General features: G+C 67.9%; 18 protein-coding genes and 1 pseudogene. 11 read left to right on the plus strand and 8 right to left on the minus strand.

Annotated elements, in window-relative coordinates; genetic code table 11:
- Nucleotides 1–71: 71 nt before the first annotated feature.
- The 7 genes and pseudogenes from ACOJTB_RS04485 to ACOJTB_RS04515 form a co-directional block, all read right to left on the minus strand.
- Nucleotides 72–176 (minus strand): annotated as a pseudogene (locus ACOJTB_RS04485) (DUF3597 family protein); the annotation flags it as partial.
- 48 nt (nt 177–224) lie between these two features.
- Nucleotides 225–1,532: a type III glutamate--ammonia ligase gene (gene glnT, locus ACOJTB_RS04490; protein ID WP_420101319.1), complete on the minus strand. Its 1,308-nt coding sequence runs from the start codon at nt 1,530–1,532 to the stop codon at nt 225–227.
- 83 nt (nt 1,533–1,615) lie between these two features.
- Nucleotides 1,616–2,944 (minus strand): FMN-binding glutamate synthase family protein, encoded by a 1,329-nt coding sequence (locus ACOJTB_RS04495; protein ID WP_420101320.1) that lies wholly within the window; start codon nt 2,942–2,944, stop codon nt 1,616–1,618.
- Between the two features lie 15 nt (nt 2,945–2,959).
- Nucleotides 2,960–3,643, minus strand: a complete 684-nt coding sequence (locus tag ACOJTB_RS04500) for a GltB/FmdC/FwdC-like GXGXG domain-containing protein (RefSeq protein WP_420101321.1) — start codon at nt 3,641–3,643, stop codon at nt 2,960–2,962.
- Between the two features lie 4 nt (nt 3,644–3,647).
- On the minus strand, nt 3,648–4,553 hold the full coding sequence (locus ACOJTB_RS04505; protein ID WP_420101322.1) for a class II glutamine amidotransferase: 906 nt from the start codon (nt 4,551–4,553) through the stop codon (nt 3,648–3,650).
- 104 nt (nt 4,554–4,657) lie between these two features.
- On the minus strand, nt 4,658–5,299 hold the full coding sequence (locus tag ACOJTB_RS04510) for a helix-turn-helix domain-containing protein (protein WP_420101323.1): 642 nt from the start codon (nt 5,297–5,299) through the stop codon (nt 4,658–4,660).
- A 168-nt stretch (nt 5,300–5,467) separates the two neighbouring features.
- The gene (locus ACOJTB_RS04515; protein ID WP_420101324.1) at nt 5,468–7,450 is read right to left on the minus strand and encodes a GAF domain-containing protein; all 1,983 of its coding nucleotides are present in this window, start codon (nt 7,448–7,450) and stop codon (nt 5,468–5,470) included.
- 336 nt (nt 7,451–7,786) lie between these two features.
- Between ACOJTB_RS04515 and kdpF the strand changes: the two genes are divergently transcribed.
- Genes kdpF through ACOJTB_RS04545 form a run of 6 tightly spaced genes read left to right on the plus strand, consistent with a single transcriptional unit; the run spans nt 7,787 to nt 15,683 of the window.
- Complete coding sequence (gene kdpF / locus ACOJTB_RS04520) at nt 7,787–7,876, plus strand: K(+)-transporting ATPase subunit F (protein ID WP_420101325.1); 90 nt, start codon at nt 7,787–7,789, stop codon at nt 7,874–7,876.
- 13 nt (nt 7,877–7,889) lie between these two features.
- Nucleotides 7,890–9,581, plus strand: a complete 1,692-nt coding sequence (gene kdpA, locus ACOJTB_RS04525; protein ID WP_420101326.1) for a potassium-transporting ATPase subunit KdpA — start codon at nt 7,890–7,892, stop codon at nt 9,579–9,581.
- Between the two features lie 10 nt (nt 9,582–9,591).
- Nucleotides 9,592–11,646, plus strand: a complete 2,055-nt coding sequence (gene kdpB, locus ACOJTB_RS04530; RefSeq protein ID WP_420101327.1) for a potassium-transporting ATPase subunit KdpB — start codon at nt 9,592–9,594, stop codon at nt 11,644–11,646.
- A 12-nt stretch (nt 11,647–11,658) separates the two neighbouring features.
- A complete protein-coding gene (kdpC, locus tag ACOJTB_RS04535; RefSeq protein WP_420101328.1) occupies nt 11,659–12,249 on the plus strand; it encodes a potassium-transporting ATPase subunit KdpC in 591 nt (196 codons plus the stop codon).
- Between the two features lie 16 nt (nt 12,250–12,265).
- The gene (locus tag ACOJTB_RS04540) at nt 12,266–14,977 is read left to right on the plus strand and encodes an ATP-binding protein (protein WP_420101329.1); all 2,712 of its coding nucleotides are present in this window, start codon (nt 12,266–12,268) and stop codon (nt 14,975–14,977) included.
- A gap of 10 nt (nt 14,978–14,987) precedes the next feature.
- Nucleotides 14,988–15,683 carry a response regulator gene (locus ACOJTB_RS04545; RefSeq protein WP_420101330.1) on the plus strand — a complete coding sequence of 232 codons (696 nt, stop codon included), beginning with the start codon at nt 14,988–14,990 and terminating at the stop codon, nt 15,681–15,683.
- Between the two features lie 18 nt (nt 15,684–15,701).
- Here the strand turns inward: ACOJTB_RS04545 and ACOJTB_RS04550 are convergent, their stop codons facing one another.
- Nucleotides 15,702–16,736, minus strand: coding sequence for a substrate-binding domain-containing protein (locus ACOJTB_RS04550; RefSeq protein WP_420101331.1), 1,035 nt, complete (start codon nt 16,734–16,736; stop codon nt 15,702–15,704).
- A gap of 167 nt (nt 16,737–16,903) precedes the next feature.
- Between ACOJTB_RS04550 and ACOJTB_RS04555 the strand changes: the two genes are divergently transcribed.
- The 5 genes from ACOJTB_RS04555 to ACOJTB_RS04575 are packed head-to-tail and all read left to right on the plus strand — an operon-like array spanning nt 16,904 to nt 22,610.
- Nucleotides 16,904–18,184 (plus strand): extracellular solute-binding protein, encoded by a 1,281-nt coding sequence (locus ACOJTB_RS04555; RefSeq protein WP_420101332.1) that lies wholly within the window; start codon nt 16,904–16,906, stop codon nt 18,182–18,184.
- A 40-nt stretch (nt 18,185–18,224) separates the two neighbouring features.
- Nucleotides 18,225–19,157 carry a carbohydrate ABC transporter permease gene (locus tag ACOJTB_RS04560; protein ID WP_420101333.1) on the plus strand — a complete coding sequence of 311 codons (933 nt, stop codon included), beginning with the start codon at nt 18,225–18,227 and terminating at the stop codon, nt 19,155–19,157.
- A gap of 1 nt (nt 19,158) precedes the next feature.
- Entirely contained in the window at nt 19,159–20,007 is an 849-nt protein-coding gene (locus tag ACOJTB_RS04565; RefSeq protein ID WP_420101334.1) for a carbohydrate ABC transporter permease, read from the plus strand.
- A 3-nt stretch (nt 20,008–20,010) separates the two neighbouring features.
- Nucleotides 20,011–21,519: an argininosuccinate lyase gene (locus ACOJTB_RS04570; protein ID WP_420101335.1), complete on the plus strand. Its 1,509-nt coding sequence runs from the start codon at nt 20,011–20,013 to the stop codon at nt 21,517–21,519.
- Nucleotides 21,519–22,610: an ABC transporter ATP-binding protein gene (locus tag ACOJTB_RS04575; RefSeq protein WP_420101336.1), complete on the plus strand. Its 1,092-nt coding sequence runs from the start codon at nt 21,519–21,521 to the stop codon at nt 22,608–22,610. The genes ACOJTB_RS04570 and ACOJTB_RS04575 overlap by 1 nt, the downstream gene beginning before the upstream one ends.
- Nucleotides 22,611–22,613 lie beyond the last annotated feature (3 nt).

Genomic DNA, 22,613 nt, shown 5'->3' on the forward strand with positions numbered 1-22,613 from the left:
GTCGACGAAAGGCCCGCCGCGTGCCGCGCGGCAGGCCTTTCGTCTCGAGACGTGGAACGGCCGAGGGCCGGTCAGTCGAGCAGATCGGCCGGCAGCTTGCCGCCGTTTTCGGAGAGCTTCTCGATGACGGCCCTGTGCAGCCAGACATTCATCGTCGCGCTGTCGTTGGTATCGCCAGGGCAAGCCCGGGCTGCCCGAGTGGCTCCGCGAAAACTCGGCATGCCCTAGATATCGAGCGTCGCCTCATGCTCCCATTGGGTGAAATGGGCGCAGTAGCGGTTCCACTCCTCGTGTTTCAGCTTGAGATAGGCCGCCGAGAACTCCGGGCCGAGGACCGATTGCAAGGCGCCGTCCTTCTCGTATTCGCGCAGCGCGTCGAGGAGATTCAGCGGCAGGCGCGGCGCGTCCTGCACCAGATGGCCGTCGCGATACATGTCGATATCGTGGTGCGGGCCGGGGTCGGCCTGCGAGCGCAGTCCGGAGAGACCGGCAGCGATGATGATCGCCTGCAGCAGATAGGGATTCACCGCCCCGTCGGGCAGGCGCAATTCGAAGCGGCCGGGGCCGGGCACGCGCACCATGTGGGTGCGGTTGTTGCCGGTCCAGGTCACGGTGTTCGGCGCCCAGGTCGCGCCAGAGACAGTGCGCGGCGCATTGATCCGCTTGTAGGAATTCACCGTTGGATTGGTGATGGCGGCGAGCGCAGAGGCGTGCTTCATGATGCCGCCGAGGAAGGTTTTACCCTTGGCCGAGAGGCCGAAGGGCATCGCCGGATCGGCGAAGGCATTGACCTGTCCGTCGATATCCCAGACCGAGATATGCGCGTGGCAGCCATTGCCGGTGAGCCCCTGGAAGGGCTTGGGCATGAAGGTGGCGCGAAGCCCGTGCTTCTCCGCCACCGACTTGACCATGAACTTGAAGAAGGAGTGCTTGTCCGCCGTCTTCAGCGCGTCGTCATACTCCCAGTTCATCTCGAACTGGCCGTTCGCATCCTCATGGTCGTTCTGGTAGGGCTTCCAGCCCAGTTCCAGCATGGCATCGCAGATCTCGGCGATGACGTCGTAGCGCCGCAGCAGCGCCTGCTGATCGTAGCAGGGCTTCTCGGCCGCGTCGTATTCGTCGGAGATGCGCGCACCATCCGGCGTCACCAGGAAGAACTCGGGCTCGACGCCGGTCTTGACGCACAGGCCCTCGGCGGCAGCCTCCGCCACCAGCCGCTTGAGGACCACGCGCGGCGCCTGCGCGACCGGCGCGCCATCCATCACGCAATCGGCGGCGACCCAGGCCACGTCCTTCTTCCAAGGCAGCTGGATGACGGAGGAGGCGTCCGGCATCGCGAACAGGTCGGGATGGGCCGGGGTCAGGTCGAGCCAGGTGGCGAAGCCGGCAAAGCCCGCCCCGTCCTTCTGCATGTCGGCGATGGCCTGCGCGGGGACCAGCTTGGCGCGCTGCCCGCCGAAGAGGTCGGTATAGCTGATCAGAAAATAGCGGATGCCGCGTTCGGCGGCATAGGTGGAGAGGTCTAAGGTCACGTCGTTCCCCTGTGGTTTTTTTGGGTCTTCTTCGGCAGGCGGGCGCCCTCCCGAGCACGCCCGCTCGCCGTCTTCATCCGGCGTCAGAAGCCCCCTTTTCCGGGGTACCAAGCGGTGCCGGCGAGCGGCACCTGGGCCATGGCGGCTGCTTCGAGCGTCAGCGCGCACAGGTCTTCCGGTTCGAGATTGTGCAGATGGTTCTTGCCGCAGGCGCGCGCGATGGTCTGCGCCTCCAGCGTCATGACCTTGAGGTAGTTCGCCAGGCGCCGGCCCGCTGCCACCGGGTCCAGCCGCTTCATCAGCTCCGGATCCTGCGTGGTGATGCCCGCAGGGTCGCGGCCCTCGTGCCAGTCGTCATAGGCGCCCGCCGTGGTGCCGAGCGCGCGGTAGTCCTCTTCCCATTTCGGATCGTTGTCGCCGATGGCGACCAGAGCCGCCGTGCCGATCGCCACCGCATCGGCACCGAGCGCCAGCGCCTTGGCGACATCGGCTCCCGACCGGATGCCGCCGGAGATGACGAGCTGGACCTTGCGGTGCATGCCGAGATCCTGCAGCGCCTGCACGGCGGGGCGCAGACAGGCGAGCGTCGGCATGCCGACATGCTCGATGAAGACATCCTGCGTCGCGGCCGTGCCGCCCTGCATGCCGTCCAGCACCACGACATCCGCGCCGGCCTTCACCGCGAGCGCGGTGTCGTAATAGGGCCGCGCGCCGCCGACCTTCACATAGATCGGCTTTTCCCAATCGGTGATCTCGCGCAGCTCCAGGATCTTGATCTCGAGATCGTCCGGGCCGGTCCAGTCCGGATGACGGCAGGCGGAGCGCTGGTCGATGCCCTGCGGCAGGTTGCGCATCGCCGCGACCCGGTCGGAAATCTTCTGGCCGAGCAGCATGCCGCCGCCGCCGGGCTTGGCGCCCTGCCCCACCACGACCTCGATCGCGTCGGCGCGGCGCAGGTCCCGCGGATTCATGCCATAGCGGGACGGCAGATACTGATAGACCAGCGTGCGAGAATGCTCGCGCTCCTCATCCGTCATGCCGCCATCGCCGGTGGTGGTGGAGGTGCCGGCCAACGTCGCCCCGCGGCCGAGCGCCTCCTTGGCCGGGCCCGACAACGCGCCGAAGCTCATGCCGGCGATGGTGACGGGCGTCTTCAGCGTGATCGGCTTCCTCGCGAAGCGGGAGCCGAGCACGACGCTGGTGTCGCATTTCTCGCGGTAGCCCTCGAGCGGATAGCGCGAGATCGAGGCGCCGAGGAACAGCAGATCGTCGAAATGCGGCACCTTGCGCTTCGTGCCGGCACCGCGAATGTCATAGATGCCGGTCGCGGCCGCGCGCCGGATCTCGGCGAGCGTGTAGTCGTCGAAGGTCGCGGATTTGCGCGGCGGCGTATGGGGGTTGTGGTAGGACATGGCCTCTCTTGCGCCTCAATAGGCTTCGGCGTTGTCGATGTTGAAGTTGTAGAGCGTCCGCGCCGAGCCGTAGCGGCGGAAGCTCGCCGGATCGGCCTCCAGCCCCGCCTTTTCCAGCAGCGTCGCCAGGGTCTCCAGATGCTCGGGGCGCATCTCCTTCTCGATGCAATCGGCGCCCAGGCTCTTCACCGAGCCGCGCACGAAGAGCTTCGCCTCATAGATCGAATCCCCCAGCGCATCGCCGGCATCGCCCAGCACGACGAGATTGCCCGACTGGCCCATGAAGGCGGACATGTGGCCGATGCTGCCGCCGACGACGATGTCGATGCCCTTCATCGAAATGCCGCAGCGCGAGGCGGCGTTGCCCTTGATCACCAGAAGCCCGCCGCGCCCCGTCGCGCCGGCATATTGGCTGGCGTCGCCCTCGATCACGACCTGGCCGGCCATCATGTTCTCGGCCACGCCGGGGCCGGCGGAGCCATGCACGGTGACGCTGCCGCCATCGTTCATGCCGGCGCAGTAATAGCCGACGGAGCCACGCACCTCGACCTTGACCGGGCTGTCGATGCCGACCGCGACCGCATGGCCGCCGCGCGGGTTGACGATCTCGAAGACGGTGTCGTTGGCGCCGGGCGGCAGGCCGTGCAGCGCGCTGTTGAGCTCGCGGAGCGGGGTGGTGGCGAGGTCGAAGACGGGCATGGTGTCAGGCGGCCTTCTCGTGGTCCCAGAAATAGACGGTGGCGGGCTCCGGCTCCCAGATGCGGGCCTGCTCGATGCCCGGCAGGCCGACCAGCGCGCGGTATTCCGAGCCGAAGGCGACGTAGCGATCCGTCTCCGCCATCACCGCCGGCTTGCAGGCGATCGGGTCGCGCAGCACGCCGAAGCCGGATTTCGTGCCGACGACGAATGTGAAGAAGCCGTCGAGATCGTCGAGCGCGCCGGTCAGCGCCTCGCCGAGATCCTTCCCGCGCGCCATCTGCGCGGTGAGATAGGCGGCCGCGACCTCGGAATCGTTCTGGGTCTCGAAGCTCATGCCCTCGCGCAGCAACTCGCGCCGCAGATTGTTGTGGTTGGAGAGCGAGCCGTTATGAACGAGGCACTGGTCCGGCCCGGTCGAGAACGGGTGCGCGCCGAGCGTCGTCACCGCGGATTCCGTCGCCATGCGGGTGTGGCCGATGCCGTGCGTGCCGCCCATCGCCCTCACGCCGAAGCGGGCGACGACATCCTTCGGCAGGCCGGTTTCCTTGTAGATCTCGATGCTGTCTCCGGCGCCCATCACCCGCAGCGCCGGGCGCAAGACCGCCAGCGCGGCGCGCACCGCCTCGACCTCTCCGGCGGCGGCCTCGATCACCGCATGCGTGCTCTTGGCCGTGACCGTCACCTCGAGGCCTTCGCCCTTCAGCGCCTCGGCGAGGCCGGGAAAATCGCTCTCCGGCTGGGAGGATTGAACGGTGATCTTTCCGCGTCCCGCATCCCCCGCGCCATAGATCGCGATGCCGGCCGAGTCCGGGCCGCGATCGGTCATGGTGATCAGCATGTCCGAGAGAAGGGTGCCGAGCTGCGGCTCCAGCGCCTTGTCTTTCAGGAACAGCCCGACGATTCCGCACATGGGCTCATGTCTCCGCTTCCATTGGGAGACAGGACTAGCACCGCGGCGGGTCAGCATCAATTGAAAAGAATAAAAGTTTCCTGCTGAGTAATTTTCTGGGAGTGTCAGCCGGCTTTCTGGGGGTAGCTGATGATCGAGAGATATCGGGCCGGAAGGGCCACGATCGCCTCGGGCCCATGCGGCGCATCGGCATCGAAGAACAGGCTGTCTCCCGCCCGCATCGTGTAGAGCTGCTCGCCATGGCGATAGATCACCTCGCCTTCCAGCATGTAGAGAAACTCCATGCCCTCATGCTGGAAGGTCGGGAACACGTCGGATTCCGCCGTCAGCGTGATCAGATAGGGCTCCACCGTCACGCCGCTGCTATTGTTGTCGATGTGGCCGAGCAGGCTGTACTGGTGGCCGGACCGCGTGCCGCGCCGCTCGATGTCGACCCCCTCCCCCGCCTTGACGAACACCGCGTTGCGCGGCTCCTCGAAGCGGCGGAACAGCGCCGTGATCGGCACGCCAAGTGCCCTGGACAGTGCATGCAGCGTGGTCAGCGAGGGCGAGATCTTGCCGTTCTCGATCTTGGAGAGCATGCCGACCGACATGCCGGTCGCAGCCGAAAGATCGGCGACCGTGATGCCCAGCGCCTTGCGATAGCTGCGGACCTCGACGCCGATGGCCAGTTCGAGATTGTTTTCCCGCGGTTCGCGCACCGCATGCGGGTCTTGAGAAAGAGGCGCCTGGCCGGTTCTGCTCATGGGGATCGCGGTTCGTCCTGCCGGAAGCCTGACCCGATGGCGGAGCGCCCGCCAAGCCGTGAATCAGACTCTGAAATCTCCAGAACGAGCCTTCCATCGATCCGGTGGCGATGCAATCGCATCGGGTCGCGATGGTCGGCGGGCCGGCTCGCGTGACCGGAGGACGCTTTAGAACTGGGTGATCAGGCTCATCGGCGCCTCGAAAATGCCGATGAAACCGGTGGGGTCATAGCGCAATTCCGTCTTGCCAGCGCCCGCCAGCCCGCTGGCGATCAGCCGGGAGCCGAAACCCTTTTGCTGCGGCGGAAGGGTGGGCGGGCCATCGATCTCGCGCCAGCTCAGGCGCAGCACCGCATCGGCGGCCGCACCCTCGACGGCCCAGGCGATCTCGACGCGCCCCTCCGGAACCGACAGCGCACCGTGCTTGATGGCGTTCGTCGCCAGTTCGTGCAGCAGCATGGCGAGGGACAGCGCGGCCTTCGGCCCCAGGCGAAGATCCGCGCCGCCGATCCTGAAGCGCTCGGTGCGGGAATGCACGGACATCGCGGCCTCGACGACGCTGTTGATGCGCGCCGAGGACCAGCTGTCCTGCAGCAGCACGTCATGCGCGCCCGAGAGAGCGAGCAGCCGGGCCTGGAAGGCCTCGACCGCATCCCGCTCGCTCACGCCGCGCAGGGTCTGCTTGGCGATGGCGGCGACCATGGCGAGCGTGTTCTTGAGCCGGTGGCTGAGCTCCTGGTTCAGGAGCTTCTGCTCTTGCTCGGCGCGGATGCGGGCAACCCCGGCATAGACACGGTCCGCGACCGCCTCGACGAAGGAGACCTCTTCGGGCGACCATGTCCGCGCCGTGGCGTTGTGGACGAAGAAGCAGCCGATCAGCTGCGCGCGCCGCATCAGCGGCACCTTGATCTTGGCGTTGGCCCCGATGCTGGCATAGCCCTCGCTGTCGCCGCTGAGCCATCGGGCCGCGGCGATGTTCGACACGACCAGCGGCTGGCCCGTGCGCAGAAACCGCGCGGTGCCCTGGAAGGCGGCCAGGCTGTGATGGCCAACCAGACTGGGGATGCCCGGGGCGCACCAATCGGCCTGCACGTCGAACAGGTCGGCGGGGATGTCGATCCCGGCATAGCCGACGCGGCTGGCCTGCATGTTCTCGCCCAGCATGCGCGAGGCGGCGCTGACGATGTCGGCAATGCTTTCGGCCTCGCGGATCGTGTCGCTGAGGTCGATGAGAACCTGCTGGCGCAGCTCCAGCTGCTTGCGGTCGGTGATGTCGAGGACGGTGCCGGTGAACCGCAGCGGCTTGCCCTCGGCATTAGTGACGAAATCGCCGCGCCTCGCGATCCAGCGCAAGGCGCCGTCATGGGCGCGGCGGATGCGGTATTCGGTCACCAGATTGCTGGTCCCGCGGGCGCGGTCCGAGCGAGTCGACTGCTTGCCCTGATCGTCAGGGATCAACAGTGTCTCGAATACGGCCGAATCGAAGGCGGGAGCGAATTCGACGCCGAAGATCCGGCACATCTGCGTCGATGGCATCACCTGATTGGTGGCGAGGTCGATGTCGAAGGTGCCGATGCGTCCGGCCTCGGCCGCCAGGTTGGACCGCTCCGCCTTTTCGAGATCGATGGCCGTGGCGGCCTCGCGCGCGATCGCCGCGACGCGCAGCTCGATCAGGTTCGTCACCTGCGCCGCCAGCGCTTCAAGCAGCGTCGTTTGCTCGTCGGTGAGCCCCTGCGGGCGCGGCTGCGTGTCGATGACGCAAAGCGTGCCGATGGCGTGACCGTCCGAGGTTCGCAACAACGCCCCGGCATAGAACCGGATGCCGGGTTCGCCGGTAACGAGCGGGTTGGCGGCCGTGCGCGGATCGACCGAGAGGTCCGGCACGATCAACGTCGAACCCTGCTCCAGCGCATGCGAACAGACGGAGCGGTCGAGATCGGTCTCGCAGGGCCCGAAATCGATGCGCGCCTTGAACCATTGCCGGTTCGAATCCACGAGGCTGATCAACGCGGTCGGTGCGCGGCAGATGGTGCGCGCGATCGCCAGCAGGCCATCGAAGGCCGGCTCCGGCTGACTGTCGAGAATCGCCAGGGAGTGGAGTTTCGCAATCCGGTCGGCATCGCCGGTGACGGAGCGAGGGCGGGTCGTCATCGAGGAAGCTGTCCAGGCCGGGGCGGTGTCGCGTTGCGGCCGATCATAACGGGGCAGACCGGCCGGGTGAATGTGTGACGCGAATGAAATACCGCAAGTCGCTTGGGCCCGTTTCCGCGAACGGCACCGATCGAGTCGTCGCGGGCTTTACGCGCAGTTTACGCCTTCGCCGGAGATCGAGATGGCGGCTTTATGACGCCACCGCCTAGGTCCTGATCCGATCGAAACCGATCGGATCAGGACCATGATCGACACAGCACTCTTTCTGGGCGGCCTCGCCCTTTTCGGCCTCGCGGCAGCCGCGGTGCTCGCCGCCGAGCGGTTGTGAGGCCGCTCATGTCCATCGACATCATCCTCGGCCTGACCACCGCCGTGCTGCTGGTCGGCTATCTGCTGGCGGCGCTGCTGCGCCCCGAACTGTTCTGAGGGGAGGCCTGCCATGGCAGCCGACCTTCTCCAGATCGCCCTCTACGCCATCCTGCTGGCCGCAATTGCCTGGCCGCTGGGCGTCTACGTCGCCCGGGTGTTCACGGGCGAGTGCCGCTTCCTCGACTGGCTCGAACGGCCGCTGCTCGCAGCCGCCGGAGCGGCCGCCTCGGGCCCGCAGCGCTGGAGCGCCTATGCGCTCTCGCTGATCGCCTTCAACGCTGCGGGCTTCCTGCTTCTGTTCCTGATCCTGCGGTTCCAGAACCTCCTGCCGCTCAACCCCCAGGGCTTCGACGGGGTGCCGGCGCATCTGGCCTTCAACACGGCGATCTCCTTCGTCACCAACACCAACTGGCAATCCTATGGCGGCGAGACCACGCTCTCGAATCTCAGCCAGATGGCCGGGCTGACGACGCAGAACTTCCTGTCGGCAGCCAGCGGCGCGGCCGTCGCCGCCGCCGTCGCGCGCGGCTTTGCGGCGCGGCAGACACGGCAGATCGGCAATTTCTGGCAGGATCTCACCCGGTTCACCCTGTATGTCCTGCTGCCCGGCTCGCTGATCCTGGCGCTCGGACTCGTGGCGCTGGGCGTGCCGCAGACCCTGAAGGCGAGCTTCGACGCCACGACGCTGGAAGGCGCCAGGCAGACCATCGCCATCGGGCCGGTGGCCAGCCAGATTGCGATCAAGCAGCTCGGCACCAATGGCGGCGGGTTCTTCAACGTCAATTCGGCACACCCCTTCGAGAATCCGAACGCGCTGTCCAACCTCATCACCGCCCTGTCGATCCTGGTGCTGCCGGCGGCGTTCTGCATCGCCTATGGCCGCATGGTCGGCGACAAGCGCCAGGGACGCGCGCTGCTCGCGGTGATGACGATCATGCTGGTCGTCGCCTTCGCCGTGATCTACCTCGCCGAAAAGGCCGGCAACCCGGCGCTCGCCGCCTTCGCCAACCCGGCAATGGGCAATATGGAGGGCAAGGAGGTCCGCTTCGGCATCGTCGGCTCGGCGATCTGGGCCGCCGTCACCACCGCCGCCTCGAACGGCTCCGTGAATGCGATGCTGGATTCCTTCACGCCGCTGGGCGGCCTCGTCGCGATGCTCCAGATCCAGCTCGGCGAGGTGATCTTCGGCGGCGTCGGCGTCGGGCTCACGGGCATGCTGCTCTTCGTCATCGTCACGGTCTTCCTCGCCGGGCTGATGGTCGGGCGCACGCCGGAATATCTCGGCAAGAAGATCGAGGCGCGCGAGATCAAGCTCGCCGCACTGACGCTGCTGGTGATGCCGGTGGGCGTCCTGGTGCTCGCCGCGCTGGCGATCGCGACCGGCAACGCCCAGAGCGCCGTGCAGGATGCCGGGCCGCACGGGCTTTCCGAGCTGCTTTATGCCTACAGCTCCGCCACGGGCAACAACGGCTCGGCCTTTGCCGGCTTCTCGGCGAATGTTTCCTGGCACAACATCTTCCTGGGGCTCGCCATGATGCTCGGCCGCTTCGGCTACATCGTCCCGATCCTGGCGATCGCCGGCAGCCTCGCCGGCAAGCGCCCGGCCGCGGCGACCGCCGGCACCTTCCCGACCCACGGGCCGCTCTTCGTCACCCTCCTGCTCGCCACGATCCTGATCGTCGGCGCGCTGACCTTCCTTCCCGTGCTCGCCCTCGGACCGATCGCCGAACAGGTTTCGCTGTCCGCCGGGCAGAGCTTTTGAGGACGCTTCCATGAATCGGCATGCTCCCGGCCGGCCCGCCTCCGCCGAGTTCGGACTGTTCGCGCCCGCCATCCTCCGGCCCGCGCTCCTGCAATCGCTGCGCAAGCTCGATCCGCGCAGCCTGGCGCGCAATCCGGTGATCTTCACCACGGCGGCGGTCTCGCTGCTCGCCACGATCCTCACGGTTCGGGAGGGCCTCGCCGGCGGGCCGACCTTCGGGATCGGCCTCCAGATCACGATCTGGCTGTGGTTCACGGTGCTCTTCGCCAATCTCGCCGAGGCGGTGGCCGAAGGGCGCGGCAAGGCGAGGGCGGACGCCTTCCGCGCGACGCGCTCCTCTGCGCTCGCGAAAGTGCTCGTCGACCCCGCCAACCGCGTCGTCTACGGCACCAAGGATGTCGCGGTTCTCGAGCCCGGCGAGATCATCCTGGTCGAGGCTGGTGACATGGTGCCGACCGATGGCGAGGTCGTCGAAGGCGTCGCGGCGGTCGACGAAAGCGCCATCACGGGAGAATCGGCGCCGGTGATCCGCGAATCGGGCGGCGACCGCTCCTCGGTGACGGGCGGGACGCGGCTGGTGTCGGACTGGCTGGTGATGCGCGTCACGGCCAGGCCGGGCGAGACCTTCGTCGATCGCCTGATCGCGCTGGTCGAAGGCGCCAAGCGCCAGAAGACTCCGAACGAAATCGCACTCGACATCCTGCTCGCGGCCCTGACGCTGGTGTTCCTGCTCGTGGTCGTCACCCTGCCCTTCTTCGCGGCATGGTCGGGCACCCAGATCCCGCTGGTCTATCTGGTCGCGCTGTTCGTCACGCTGATCCCGACCACGATCGGCGGGCTCCTGTCGGCCATCGGCATCGCCGGGATGGACCGGCTGGTGAAAGCGAATGTCGTTGCCAAATCCGGCCGGGCCGTCGAGGCGGCCGGCGACATCGACGTGCTGCTGCTCGACAAGACCGGCACCATCACCTTCGGCAACCGCATGGCGGAAAGCTTCGAGCCGGCGCCGGGCGTCGCCGAGCGTGATCTGGCCGAGGCCGCCTTTCTCGCCTCGCTCGCCGACGATACGCCGGAAGGCAAGTCGATCGTCGCGCTGGCAGCGCAGAACTTCGGCTTCGACCGCAGTGGCGGGCAAGGGGCGGTCTTCGTGCCCTTCACGGCGCAGACCCGCGTCTCGGGCGCCGATCTCGCCACCGGGCAGAGCCTGCGCAAGGGCGCCTCGGACGCCATGGCGCGGCTGGCGGGAGGGCTGCCGGCCGGCGTCGAGGCGAGCGTGCGCCGCATCGCCTCGGCCGGCGGCACGCCGCTAGTCGTCGCCCGAGACGGCGTCGTCCTCGGCACGATCCACCTGAAGGACGTGGTCAAGCCCGGCATCCGCGAGCGCTTCGCCGAGCTGCGCCGCATGGGCATCCGCACGGTCATGATCACCGGCGACAACCCGCTGACCGCGGCGGCGATCGCGGCCGAAGCGGGGGTCGATGATTTCCTGGCCGAGGCGACGCCCGAGCGAAAGCTGGAGCTGATCCGCAAGGAGCAGGCCGAGGGGCGCCTGGTCGCCATGTGCGGCGACGGCTCCAACGATGCGCCCGCTCTGGCGCAGGCCGATGTCGGCGTCGCCATGAACAGCGGCACGCCCGCTGCCAAGGAAGCGGGAAACCTCGTCGATCTCGACAGCGATCCGACCAAGCTGATCGAGATCGTGATGGTCGGCAAGCAGCTCCTGATTTCGCGCGGCGCCCTCACCACCTTCTCGGTCGCCAACGACGTGGCGAAATACTTCGCGATCCTGCCGGCGCTGTTCGCCTCGGCCTATCCGGGCCTCGCGGTCCTGGACGTGATGGGGCTCGGCACGCCGCAATCGGCGATCCTCTCGGCCATCATCTTCAATGCGCTGGTGATCATCGCGCTGATCCCGCTGGCGCTGAAGGGCGTGCGCTACCGGCCGGCCTCGGCGGCCAGCCTGCTCGGCCGCAACCTCGCCGTCTACGGGCTCGGCGGTCTCGGGGTCCCCTTCATCGGCATCAAGGCGATCGACCTCGTCGTCGATTGGCTGCATCTGGCCTGACGGAGTCCCATCATGCTCACTCATCTTCGCCCGGCGCTCGTGCTGACGGCGCTCTTCACCCTCCTGACCGGCCTCGCCTATCCCCTCGCCGTCACCGGGATCGCCCAGACCGTGCTGCCGCGGCAGGCCGATGGCTCTCCGGTGATGGGGCGGGACGGGATCGTCGGCTCCGCGCTGATCGGCCAGGCCTTCTCCTCGGAGCGCTACTTTCATGGCCGCCCCTCGGCGACGACGGCGCCCGACCCTCAGGACGCCACGAAGTCGATCGACAGCCCCTACAACGCCGCCAGTTCCTCCGGCTCCAATCTCGGGGCCTCGTCCAGGACGCTGCAGGAGGCGGTCAGGGCGCGGGCGCAAGCGCTCGGCGGCGGGCCGCAGCCGGCGGACCTCGTCACCGCCTCGGGCTCGGGCCTCGACCCCGACATCACCCCCGCCGCCGCGCTGAGCCAGGCGGGGCGCGTGGCGAAAGCGCGCGGTCTCGCCGAGGACAAGGTTGAGGACCTGGTGCGGCAACAGACGAGCGGGCGGCTGCTCGGCGTGCTGGGCGAGCCGCGCGTCAATGTGCTGGCACTGAACCTCGCCCTCGACAGGCTGGCGCCGTGATGCTTCACCTGCGGGCATGACGAGCGCGCCCGATCATCGTCCCGATCCGGACGCGCTCCTCGCCGCCAGCCGCAGCGAGGAGCGCGCGCGTCGCGGTGGCCATCTCAAGATCATCCTCGGCGCCTCGCCCGGCGTCGGCAAGACCTATGCGATGATGGAGGAGGCACGGCAGCGGCAGCGGGCCGGCATCGACGTCGTGGCGGCGCTGATCGAGACCCATGGCAGGGCCGAGACCGCGGCGCTGCTGGACACGATCGAGCAGTTGCCGCGGCGGCAGCTCGACTATCGCGGCCAGACGGTGTCGGAGCTGGATCTCGACGCCCTGCTGGCGCGCCGGCCGGCACTGGCCCTGATCGACGAGCTCGCCCACACCAATGTGCCCGGCTCGCGCCATCCCAAGCGCTGGCAGGATGTGATGGAGGCCCTGGACGCCGGCATCGATGTCGTCACCACCCTGAACGTCCAGCATGTGGAGAGCCTCAACGACGTCGTGGCCCGCATCACCGGCGTGCGCGTGCAGGAAACCGTGCCCGATCTCATGCTGCAACGGGCCGACGATATCGAACTCATCGATCTGCCGCCCGAAGAGCTCATCCGGCGGCTGAAGGACGGCAAGGTCTATGTGCCCGAGCAGGCGGGCCGGGCGCTCGACAACTTCTTCGGCAAGGGCAAGCTCACCGCGCTGCGGGAACTCGCCCTGCGGACCGCGGCCAGCCGCGTCGACGACGAGATGCGCGAATGGATGCAGGCCAATGCCGTCTCCGGCCCATGGCCGGCCGAGGAGCGACTGCTGGTCTGCATCGACGAGAGGCAGGCGGCGCGGGCCCTGGTCCGGGCCGGCAAGCGGATGGCGGAACGGGCGCGCATGCCATGGATCGTCGCGCTGGTGACGACGCCCCGCAGCGAGTCGCTGCCGGCCGAGACCCGGGCGCTGGCGGGCGAGGCGTTGCGGCTGGCCGAAACGCTCGGCGCCGAAACGGCGGTTCTGCAGGCGGAAACCGATCCGGTGCGCGAACTCCTGCACTATGCCCGCCGCCGCAACGTTTCGCGCCTCGTGATCGGCCGGCCGCGCCCCGCCTCCGCCTGGGCGCGGCTCGTCGCGGCGCTGTCGCGTGCCTCACTCGGCGAGAGGCTCCTCGCCGCCGCCACCGATTTCGAGGTCACGCTCGTCAGCTCGCACCCGCTGACGGAGCGGCGCCGGGTGCAGGCCATCGCGGCGCGGCCCGATTGGCGCGGCTACGGGCTCTCCCCGCTCGCAATCGCCATCGCGACCGGACTCGCCTGGCCATTGGCGACCTGGGAGGCGGTGCCCGGCGGGGCGATCTCGGCCGTCTACCTCGTCGCCGTGCTCGCCGTGGGCGCCCGCGCCGGGCTCGGCCCCTCGCTGCTCGCGGGAGTGCTCGGCTCACTGGCCTATAATTTCTTCTACACGCCTCCCTATTTCTCGCTGTCGATCAGCGCGCCGGAGGATGTGGTTTCGGTGCTGGTCTATCTGCTGGGCGCCGTCTTCACCGGCTCGCTCGCCAGCCGCCTCAAGGCCCAGGTCGAAACGATGCGCCGCGCCAAGCGCCGCACCGAAACGCTCTATGATTTCGCGCGCAAGATCGCCTCGGCGCATCGGCCCGACGACGTGCTCTGGGCCGCCGCCTTCCACATCGCCGCGACGCTGGACTGCCATTCGCTGATCCTGATGCCGAACGCCGGCGGCGCGCTGGAGCAGGTGCAGGGCCATCCGACCATCGACGAGCTCGATGCCCGTGCCGAAGGGGCGGCGCGCTGGGCCTTCGAGAGGAACGAGCCTGCCGGCGCCGGCACGGATACGCTGCCGATGAGCGAGTGGCTGTTCCTGCCGCTGGCCACGTCGACGGCGACGCTCGGCGTGATCGGCGTGCGCTTCCACGACCGCGCCCGAGGGCTCGACCCCGAGACGCGGCGCCTGCTCGATGCCGTCGAGGATCAGGTTGCGGTCGCGCTGGAGCGCACCAGGCTGGCGGGCGAACTCGCCGAGGTCCGGATCGTCGGGGAAAGCGAGAAGCTGCGCGCCGCCCTGCTCAACTCCGTCAGCCATGATCTGCGCACGCCGCTCGTCACCGTCATCGGCGCCGTCTCCGGCCTCGCCGATGACAGCGCCGCCTTCGGGGCCGAGACTCGCCGCGAACTCACGCTGACCGCGCTCGACGAAGCCCGGCGGCTGGACCGCTATGTGCAGAACCTGCTCGACATGACGAAGCTCGAGCACGGCGCATTGATGCCGCGCCGGGCACCGGCCGATCTGCGCGAGATCATCGGCAAGGCGCGCCGCGACCTCGGCCGCATCCTGCAGGATCACGCGCTGTCCGTGATCGTCGAGGATGATCTGCCGCTGCTCGACGTCGATGCCGTGCTGATCGGGCAGGCGCTGGCGAACATTCTGGAGAACGCGGCGAAATACGCCCCGCCCGGAAGCCGCATCACGGTCGAGGCCGGCAAAGCGGGCGAGGCCGGCGTGCGGCTGGCGGTCACGGATGAGGGACCGGGCATTCCCCCCGGCGAACGCGAACGGGTGTTCGATCCGTTCACCCGCCTGACGCGGGGCGACGGGCACCCGGCCGGGACGGGGCTCGGCCTCGCCATCGTGCGCGGCCTGGTGGAAGCCCATGGCGGAACCGCCGCCGCGAAGGCGGGACCGGATGGACGCGGCACCACGATCGTGCTGACGATGCCGGCCGCGAAGAGCGCGGATGCCTGACCACGGACCCATGACCGAGACGCGACCGGCCCGGATACTCATCATCGACGACGAGGCGCCGATCCGGCGCTTCCTGCGTATCGTGCTCGAAGCCGCGGGCTACGCGGTGATCGAGGCCGAGCGCGGGCGGGGCGGCATCGAACTGGCGGCGACGGGCGCTCCCGACGCGGTGCTGCTCGATCTGGGTCTGCCGGATATGGACGGCAAGGCCGTGATCGCCGGCATCCGCGACTGGTCGAGCGTGCCGATCATGGTGCTCTCGGTGCGCGATGCCGAAGCTGAGAAGATCGCCGCGCTCGATGCCGGGGCCGATGATTATGTCACGAAGCCCTTTGCGACGGGCGAATTGCAGGCGCGGCTTCGCGCCCTGCTGCGCAGCCGCCGCGAGCACGAGGCGCAACCGGCGACGATCACCGCCGGGGGGCTGACGATCGACCTGGCCGCGCGCACCGTCGCGATGGAGGGCCGGCCGGCGAAGCTGACGCGCAAGGAGTTCGACGTGCTGGCGCTGCTCGCCCGGAACCGCGGGAAGCTCGTCGGTCACCGGCAGTTGCTGAGCACCGTCTGGGGGCCGGCCCATCTCAAGGATACGCATTATCTGCGCATCGCCATCGCCCATATCCGCGAGAAGCTGGGGGACGATGCCGCCGACCCGCGCCTCGTCTTCAACGAACCGGGCGTAGGCTACCGGCTGGCCGAGGATTGAGGAAGCGGGCCGGGCGACTCAGGGCGCGCCGGCCAGCGCCACCGAATCGCGCAGGACGAGGTCGAAGGGCAGGATACGCTGGACCGGCGCCGGCGCGATCTGCTCGATGAGATCGATGAGGTCGAGCGCCAGGCGCTCGCCGGCGCTGCGGATCGAGGTGACCGTGGCGGTCAGCGCCGGCACCAGATCGGCCGCGCTGCAGCCGCGCACCCCGTCATCGTGACAGGCGACCGAAACGTCGCGCCCCACCGCCAACCCATGCTGCGCCAGAGCCCGGTAGACGCCGCGGGCCTGGAAGACGGAGCCGCAGAGAAAGGCCGATGGTCGCGGCCCCTGCGCGAGCCGGCGCATCGCGGTGACGAAGCCGGTCTGCTCCGTCATCGAGACGAACTCCACCGCATCCGGCAGCGGCGCGAGGCCTCGCGCGGCGTGAGCGCGCGCGAAGGCGGCGGCCCGGGCCGCGACATAGCGGAACTGCGCCAAGCCGTTGATGAAGACGATCTCGCGATGGCCGTAATCCAGGAGCAGGTTCGTCAGGCGCTCGAAGGCGGTGTCGTTGTCGGTGTCGACGAAGGAGAAGGGCTCGGCCGCCTCGGTGCGGCCATGAACGACGAAGGGCAGGCGCAGCGTGTTGAGCAGCGCGATGCGCGGATCGCGCACTAGCGGGCGCGTGATCATCACCCCATCGACCGATTTGCTGGAGGCGAGCTTGCGCAGCACGCCCTCCTCGTCATCCTCGAAGGGCGCCAGCAGCAGATTGTAGTTGCGGGCGGTGACGGCGGTCGAAATGCCCGCCAGCACATCGACGAAATTCGTCTCAGGCAATTGCAGGCGTTGCAGCGGGAAGACGAGGCCGATCGTTTCGGTGCGCCCCGTGGCGAGACCGCGGGCGCGCGCATTCGGGCGGTAGCCCGCCGCCTCGGCCGCTTCCGCGACACGCCGGCGCGTCGCCTCCGGAATGGCCGGATGGGCGCGCAGCGCCCGGCTCACGGTGGATTGCGACAGCCCCAGCGCCAGAGCGAGGCTCTTCAGATCGGCGGCTTTCTGATGCAAGCGCTTGCGTCCGTTTTCCCCAACCAGCAGGCCAAGCGTCCCTTAGGGGCGTATGCAGACTCGATTTAGCGCCGGACGGCCGGATTGACAAATGCCGACCGCCGTCTAGCATGCAAGCGCTTGCACAAATACGCTGGTCAACAGTGAAGCCGTCCGGGGAGGACATCATGACATTCGCGGCCATCGCCCGCTTCTCGTTCCGCCGCCCGCTGCTCGCCGCAGCCATGGCGCTCGGCGTCCTGTCGGCCGGCACGCAACGCGCCGCCGCCGTCGAGATCCAGTACTGGCAGTATGTCTTCGACACCCGCGTCCAGGCGATGACGGAGCTGATCAAGCAGTTCGAGGCCGAGAATCCCGGCATCACCGTCAAGCAGGTGACCTTTCCCTATGCGGACTACCAGACCCGCCTGATCGCGGCGAAGGCCGCCGGGCGCGGGCCCGAGGTGATGCAGCTGTTCTATGGCTGGCTCGACACCTTCATCGCCGGCAAGCTGGTGCAGCCGCTGCCGAAGGCCTTCAAGGCGGAGGAGATCGAGCGCGACTTCTTCCCGATCGTCTCGGCGATGAAGCGCGACGGGCAGTATTACGGCCTGCCGACCGCAGTGCGCTCGATGGCGCTGTTCTACAACAAGGACATGTTCCAGAAGGCGGGGCTGGACCCCGACAAGCCGCCGCAGACGCTGGACGAGCTGGTGGCGGCGGGCAAGACGATCGCCAAGCGCGACGCGGCCGGCAACTTCCAGCAGGTCGGCATGGCCATGGACATCGCCAGACAGGACCACAACTGGTGGCGCGAGATCCTCGTGCGCCAATATGGCGGTGAGTCCTACAGCGCCGACGGCAGCAAGGTCGCCTACAACACCGAGGCCGGCGTGAAGGCGCTGGAATTCTACACCAGCCTGCAGAAGGTGCATCGCATCGGGCAGGAAGGCTTCATGGATGAGGGGCAGGCCGCCTTCCGCGGCGGTCTTGCCGGCATGGTCGTGGACGGCACCTTCCGCATCGCCTCCTACAAGACCATCCAGAGCTTCAAATGGGGCGTGGCCGAGCTGCCGACGCAGGACGGCCGGAAGGCCAATTTCGGCAGCTATTTCGCCAACGCCATCGGCGCTTCCGCCACGGGCGAGAAGCTTGCGGCGGCCGAGAAATTCCTGGCCTTCGTCTCCTCCGAGAAGGCGATGAATGTCTGGCTGGAAAAGGTCGGCGAATTGCCGGCGCGCCGTGCGGTCGCGCTGACCGAAGCCAACGTCAAGGATCCGATCTACGGCCCCTTCATCCGCGGACTCGAATATGCGGCGACGCCGCCGATGGTCGACGAAGCGGCCCAGCGCCAGGTCTCGATCGACATGATCAACGGCGTGCTGCTGAAGGACACGCCCGTGAAGGAGGCGCTGTCGGCCGCCGCGACCCGCGAGCAGGCCATACTCGACAAGTTCAAGGCCAAGTGAGCGGCCTCGAGGGATCAGCGCAGGCCGCGGAGGAGCGGGTATGACCATGATCTCGTCCGCGCCCCGGAGCCCAGGCTCCGGCGGCGCCTGGGGCCGGCTGTCGATCGCGACCAAGCAGATCGTCTGGGCCTGGATCTTCCTGGCGGTGCCGGTGCTGTTCTTCGCGGTGGTGCGCTTCTACCCCACCATCGAGGGCTTCTATCTTTCGCTGACCGATTGGGACCTGCTGAACGAAGCGCGCTTCATCGGGCTGGAGAATTACCGCAAGCTCTTCGCCGATCCGGTGTTCTGGCAGGTCTTCCGCAACACCTTCGCCTATCTCATCTTCGGCACGCCGATCGCGATCGTGCTCTCCTTCGCCATCGCCTATTACCTCGATCGGGTGACGGTCCTGCATGGGCTGATCCGCGCGCTCTATTTCCTGCCCTACCTGACGACGGCCGCCGCGATGGCCTGGGTCTGGCGCTGGTTCTACCAGCCGCCGCCGATCGGCGTGATCAACGGCGTGCTGGGCTCGCTCGGCATTCCGGCTCAGCCCTTCCTGCGCTCGGTCGACCAGGCGCTGCCGGCGATCATGCTGACCGCGATCTGGGCCCATCTCGGCTTCCAGATCATCATCTTCATGGCCGGCCTGCGCGCCATCCCGACGAGCTATTACGAGGCGGCGCGGATCGACGGGCTGGGCGAAGCGGCGATCCTGCGACGCATCACGCTGCCGCTGCTGAAGCCCACCACGGTCTTCCTCGTCGTGTTCTCCTCGATCGGCTTCCTGCGCATTTTCGATCAGGTCTACAACATGACCAGCAACGATCCCGGCGGGCCGCTGAACACCACCAAGCCGCTGGTGCTGATGATCTACCAGACCGCCTTTTCCTCCTATCAGATGGGCTATGCGGCCGCGCAGACGGTCGTTCTCTTCGTGATCCTGTTCTCGATCTCGATGGCGCAGCTCTGGATCCTGAGGAGCCGCTGAGATGAGCACCGAACGCCAGACGGCGACCCCTTACGCCCGCATCCGCCCCGGCCGGATCGTCGCCTGGACGATCCTGTTCCTCGGTGGCGTGGTGATGGTCACGCCCCTGCTCTTCATGTTCTCGACCTCACTGAAATCGGCCGGACAGGTCTATGATCTGCGGCTGATCCCGGACCAGCCGACGCTCGCCAACTACGTCAAGGTGCTGTCGGACGGGCGCTTCCTGCGCTGGTTCCTGAACTCGACGCTGATCGCGACCATCGTCACGCTCTCCTGCCTCTTCTTCGACAGCCTGGTCGCCTACACGCTCGCCAAATTCGAGTTTCCGGGCCGGCGCCTCGTCTTCCTCGCCATCCTCTCGACGCTGATGATCCCGACCGAGATGCTGGTCATTCCCTGGTATCTGATGGCGAGCAAGCTCGGCTGGGTCGACACCTATTGGGGCATCATGTTCCCCGGGCTGATCACTGCCTTCGGCGTCTTCCTGATGCGGCAGTTCTTCGAGACGGTGCCGAACGACTTCCTCGAAGCGGCGCGTGTCGACGGGCTCAACGAATTCGCAATCTGGTGGAAGGTGGCGCTGCCGCTGGTGACGCCGGCGCTGTCCGCGCTCGCGATCTTCACCTTCCTCGGCAACTGGACGGCCTTCTTCTGGCCGCTGATCGTGACCACCGATCCTTCGCTCTACACGCTGCCGGTCGGGCTCTCGAGCTTCGCCGTCGAGCAGTCGATCCAGTGGGAGCTGATCATGACCGGCGCCGCACTGGCGACCCTGCCGACGCTGGCGATCTTCCTCTTCTTCCAACGCTACATTGTGCGCGGCGTCATGCTCGCCGGAGTCAAAGGCTGATCCATGAGTTCACTGCAGGCCAATGACCGGACCCGCTTCCCGGACCCGGTCTATCGCGCGACCGTGCTGAAGCCCCTCTTCGACGGCGCCCGCCATTTTCACGCCGATGCGCTGCGCCGGATCGACCGCGCCCACCTCGTCATGCTGGTCGAGACCGGCATCCTCGATGCTTCGCAAGGCGCGGCCATCGCCAGGGCGCTGACGGCGATGGAGCGGGAGATCGACCCCGCCGGCCTCGCCTATGGCGGGGATGTCGAAGACTACTTCTTCTACATGGAGCGCGAGCTGAAGCAGCGTGCCGGCGCCGATGTCGGCGGGCGGCTGCACACCGCCCGCTCGCGCAACGATATCGACCACACCTTCCTCAAGCTCGGGCTGAAACCGCGCATCGACGGTCTGCTCGCCGCTTGCCGCAAGCTGCTCGCCGCTCTGATCGAGGTGGCGACGCGGGACCGCGACGTGCTGATCGTCGCCTACACCCATGGCCAGCCGGCACAGCCGACGACCTATGGCCATTATCTGGCTGCGATGATCGAGGTGCTGATCCGCGACATCGAGCGCATCGAGGCGGCGCGCGCCATCGTCGATCTCAGCCCCATGGGCGCGGCCGCGATCACCACCTCCGGCTTCCCGATCGACCGCCACAGGGTGGCGGAACTGCTCGGCTTCGCCGCGCCGCTCCAAAATGCCTATTCCTGCATCGCCGCGACGGACTACCTGACCTCGACCTACAGCGCGATCGCGCTTCTCTTCCTGCACCTCGGCCGCCCGGTGCAGGATTTCCAGTTCTGGTCGAGCTTCGAGGTGGGGCAGCTCTATCTGCCCAACGCCTTCGTGCAGATCTCATCGATCATGCCGCAGAAGCGCAATCCGGTGCCGTTCGAGCATATGCGCCATCTCGCCAGCCAGGCCTGCGGCCGGGCCCGCGCCGTCGTCGACGTAATGCACAACACGCCCTTCACCGACATGACCGATAGCGAGGCCGAGACCAACGAGATGGGCTATCAGGCGATCGACGCGGGCCTTCGCGTCCTCGATCTGCTGACCGCGACGGTCAGCGCCGGCCGCATCGATCCGGACCGGGTCGCGGTCAATCTCAGCCGGTCCTGCGCCACCATCACCGAACTCGCCGACTGGCTGGTGCGCAGCGAGGGCCTCTCCTTCCGTCTCGGCCATGAGATCGCAGCGGATGTGGCGCGTGCCGTCGTGGCGATGGCGGGCGACCTGCCCAGCGACGGCTATGGCGCGTTCCGCACCGCCTTCGAACATCATGTCGGCCGCGCGCCTACGGCCGATGCGGCCGAATTCGCCCGCATGGTCTCGCCCGAGCATTTCGTCGCGGTGCGCGACCGCTTCGGCGGGCCGGCGCCGGCTGCGCTGGACATCGCGCTCGGCGGCTATCGCGATGCGCTCGAAGGCTTCGAGGCGCGGGCGAGCGAGCATGCCGCGCGCGAGCGGGCCGCCGGCGAAGAGCTCTCGCGCCGCATCGATGCCATCGCGGGAGGCGCCTGATGGCCCGGATCGAGCTGGAGAAGATCGTCAAGCGCTACGGCAGCATCGAGACCGTCCACGGCATCGACCTGACCATCGAGGACGGCGAGTTCGTCGTGCTCGTCGGCCCGTCGGGCTGCGGCAAGTCGACGACGCTGCGGATGATCGCGGGGCTAGAGCCGATCTCGGGCGGTACGCTGCGCATCGGCGGCGAGGTGGTCAACGAGCGCGAGCCCAAGCACCGCAACATCGCGATGGTGTTTCAGAACTACGCGATCTATCCGCATCTGACGGTCGAGCAGAACATCGGCTTCGGGCTCTACACCTCGAAGCTCTCGAAGGCCGAGAAGGCGCAGCGCATCCGCGAGACCGCCAAGATTCTCAGCCTCGAGCCCTATCTCGACCGCCGCCCGGCCGCCCTCTCCGGCGGGCAGCGCCAGCGCGTCGCGATCGGCCGGGCCATGGTGCGCGACCCCGTCGCCTTCCTCTTCGACGAGCCGCTCTCCAATCTCGACGCGCAATTGCGCGGCCAGATGCGGCTGGAGATCAAGCAGCTTCACCAGCGGCTGGGAAGCACCATCGTGTTCGTGACCCACGACCAGGTGGAGGCGATGTCGCTGGCCGACCGGATCGTGGTGATGCGCGAGGGCCGCATCCTGCAGGTCGGCGCACCGATGGAGCTCTACAACCACCCCGCCGACATCTTCACCGCCCGCTTCATCGGCACGCCCGAGATGAACATGATCGACGCGACCTTCGAGCAGGGCCGTCTGGTGACCGGGGCGAATACGGAGGCGGTGGGCATTGCGCCGCATGCCGGCCTGCCGGCGCTCGCCGCAGGCCAACTGCTGGTTCTGGGCGTTCGCCCGCAGGAGCTGCACTGGCTGCCCGAGGGCACGGGCGATTATCCGGTGCGGATCGAGGGCGAGGTCAGGATCGCAGAGCCGCATGGCTCGGAAACCTTCGTCATGCTCGACCTGCCGGTCGGCAGCATCGTCGCGCGCGCTCCCGCGAGCGCGGTTTTCCGCCCCGGCGATAGGGCCGTCTTCGGCGCCGAAGCGGCGAGCCTGCGGCTGTTCGACAAGCAGACCGAGCAGCGCATCGCGGGCTGAGAC

This window comes from Allobosea sp., assembly GCF_048595345.1.
GTDB lineage: Bacteria > Pseudomonadota > Alphaproteobacteria > Rhizobiales > Beijerinckiaceae > Allobosea.

What these genes read in the sequence shown, in the direction of transcription:
- ACOJTB_RS04495 (WP_420101320.1), bottom strand. Translation starts at nt 2,944, where the DNA reads ATGTCCTACCACAACCCCCATACGCCGCCGCGCAAATCCGCGACCTTC.
- ACOJTB_RS04500 (WP_420101321.1), bottom strand. Translation starts at nt 3,643, where the DNA reads ATGCCCGTCTTCGACCTCGCCACCACCCCGCTCCGCGAGCTCAACAGC.
- ACOJTB_RS04505 (WP_420101322.1), bottom strand. Translation starts at nt 4,553, where the DNA reads ATGTGCGGAATCGTCGGGCTGTTCCTGAAAGACAAGGCGCTGGAGCCG.
- ACOJTB_RS04510 (WP_420101323.1), bottom strand. Translation starts at nt 5,299, where the DNA reads ATGAGCAGAACCGGCCAGGCGCCTCTTTCTCAAGACCCGCATGCGGTG.
- ACOJTB_RS04515 (WP_420101324.1), bottom strand. Translation starts at nt 7,450, where the DNA reads ATGACGACCCGCCCTCGCTCCGTCACCGGCGATGCCGACCGGATTGCG.
- kdpF (WP_420101325.1), top strand. Translation starts at nt 7,787, where the DNA reads ATGTCCATCGACATCATCCTCGGCCTGACCACCGCCGTGCTGCTGGTC.
- kdpA (WP_420101326.1), top strand. Translation starts at nt 7,890, where the DNA reads ATGGCAGCCGACCTTCTCCAGATCGCCCTCTACGCCATCCTGCTGGCC.
- kdpB (WP_420101327.1), top strand. Translation starts at nt 9,592, where the DNA reads ATGAATCGGCATGCTCCCGGCCGGCCCGCCTCCGCCGAGTTCGGACTG.
- kdpC (WP_420101328.1), top strand. Translation starts at nt 11,659, where the DNA reads ATGCTCACTCATCTTCGCCCGGCGCTCGTGCTGACGGCGCTCTTCACC.
- ACOJTB_RS04540 (WP_420101329.1), top strand. Translation starts at nt 12,266, where the DNA reads ATGACGAGCGCGCCCGATCATCGTCCCGATCCGGACGCGCTCCTCGCC.
- ACOJTB_RS04545 (WP_420101330.1), top strand. Translation starts at nt 14,988, where the DNA reads ATGACCGAGACGCGACCGGCCCGGATACTCATCATCGACGACGAGGCG.
- ACOJTB_RS04555 (WP_420101332.1), top strand. Translation starts at nt 16,904, where the DNA reads ATGACATTCGCGGCCATCGCCCGCTTCTCGTTCCGCCGCCCGCTGCTC.
- ACOJTB_RS04560 (WP_420101333.1), top strand. Translation starts at nt 18,225, where the DNA reads ATGACCATGATCTCGTCCGCGCCCCGGAGCCCAGGCTCCGGCGGCGCC.
- ACOJTB_RS04565 (WP_420101334.1), top strand. Translation starts at nt 19,159, where the DNA reads ATGAGCACCGAACGCCAGACGGCGACCCCTTACGCCCGCATCCGCCCC.
- ACOJTB_RS04570 (WP_420101335.1), top strand. Translation starts at nt 20,011, where the DNA reads ATGAGTTCACTGCAGGCCAATGACCGGACCCGCTTCCCGGACCCGGTC.
- ACOJTB_RS04575 (WP_420101336.1), top strand. Translation starts at nt 21,519, where the DNA reads ATGGCCCGGATCGAGCTGGAGAAGATCGTCAAGCGCTACGGCAGCATC.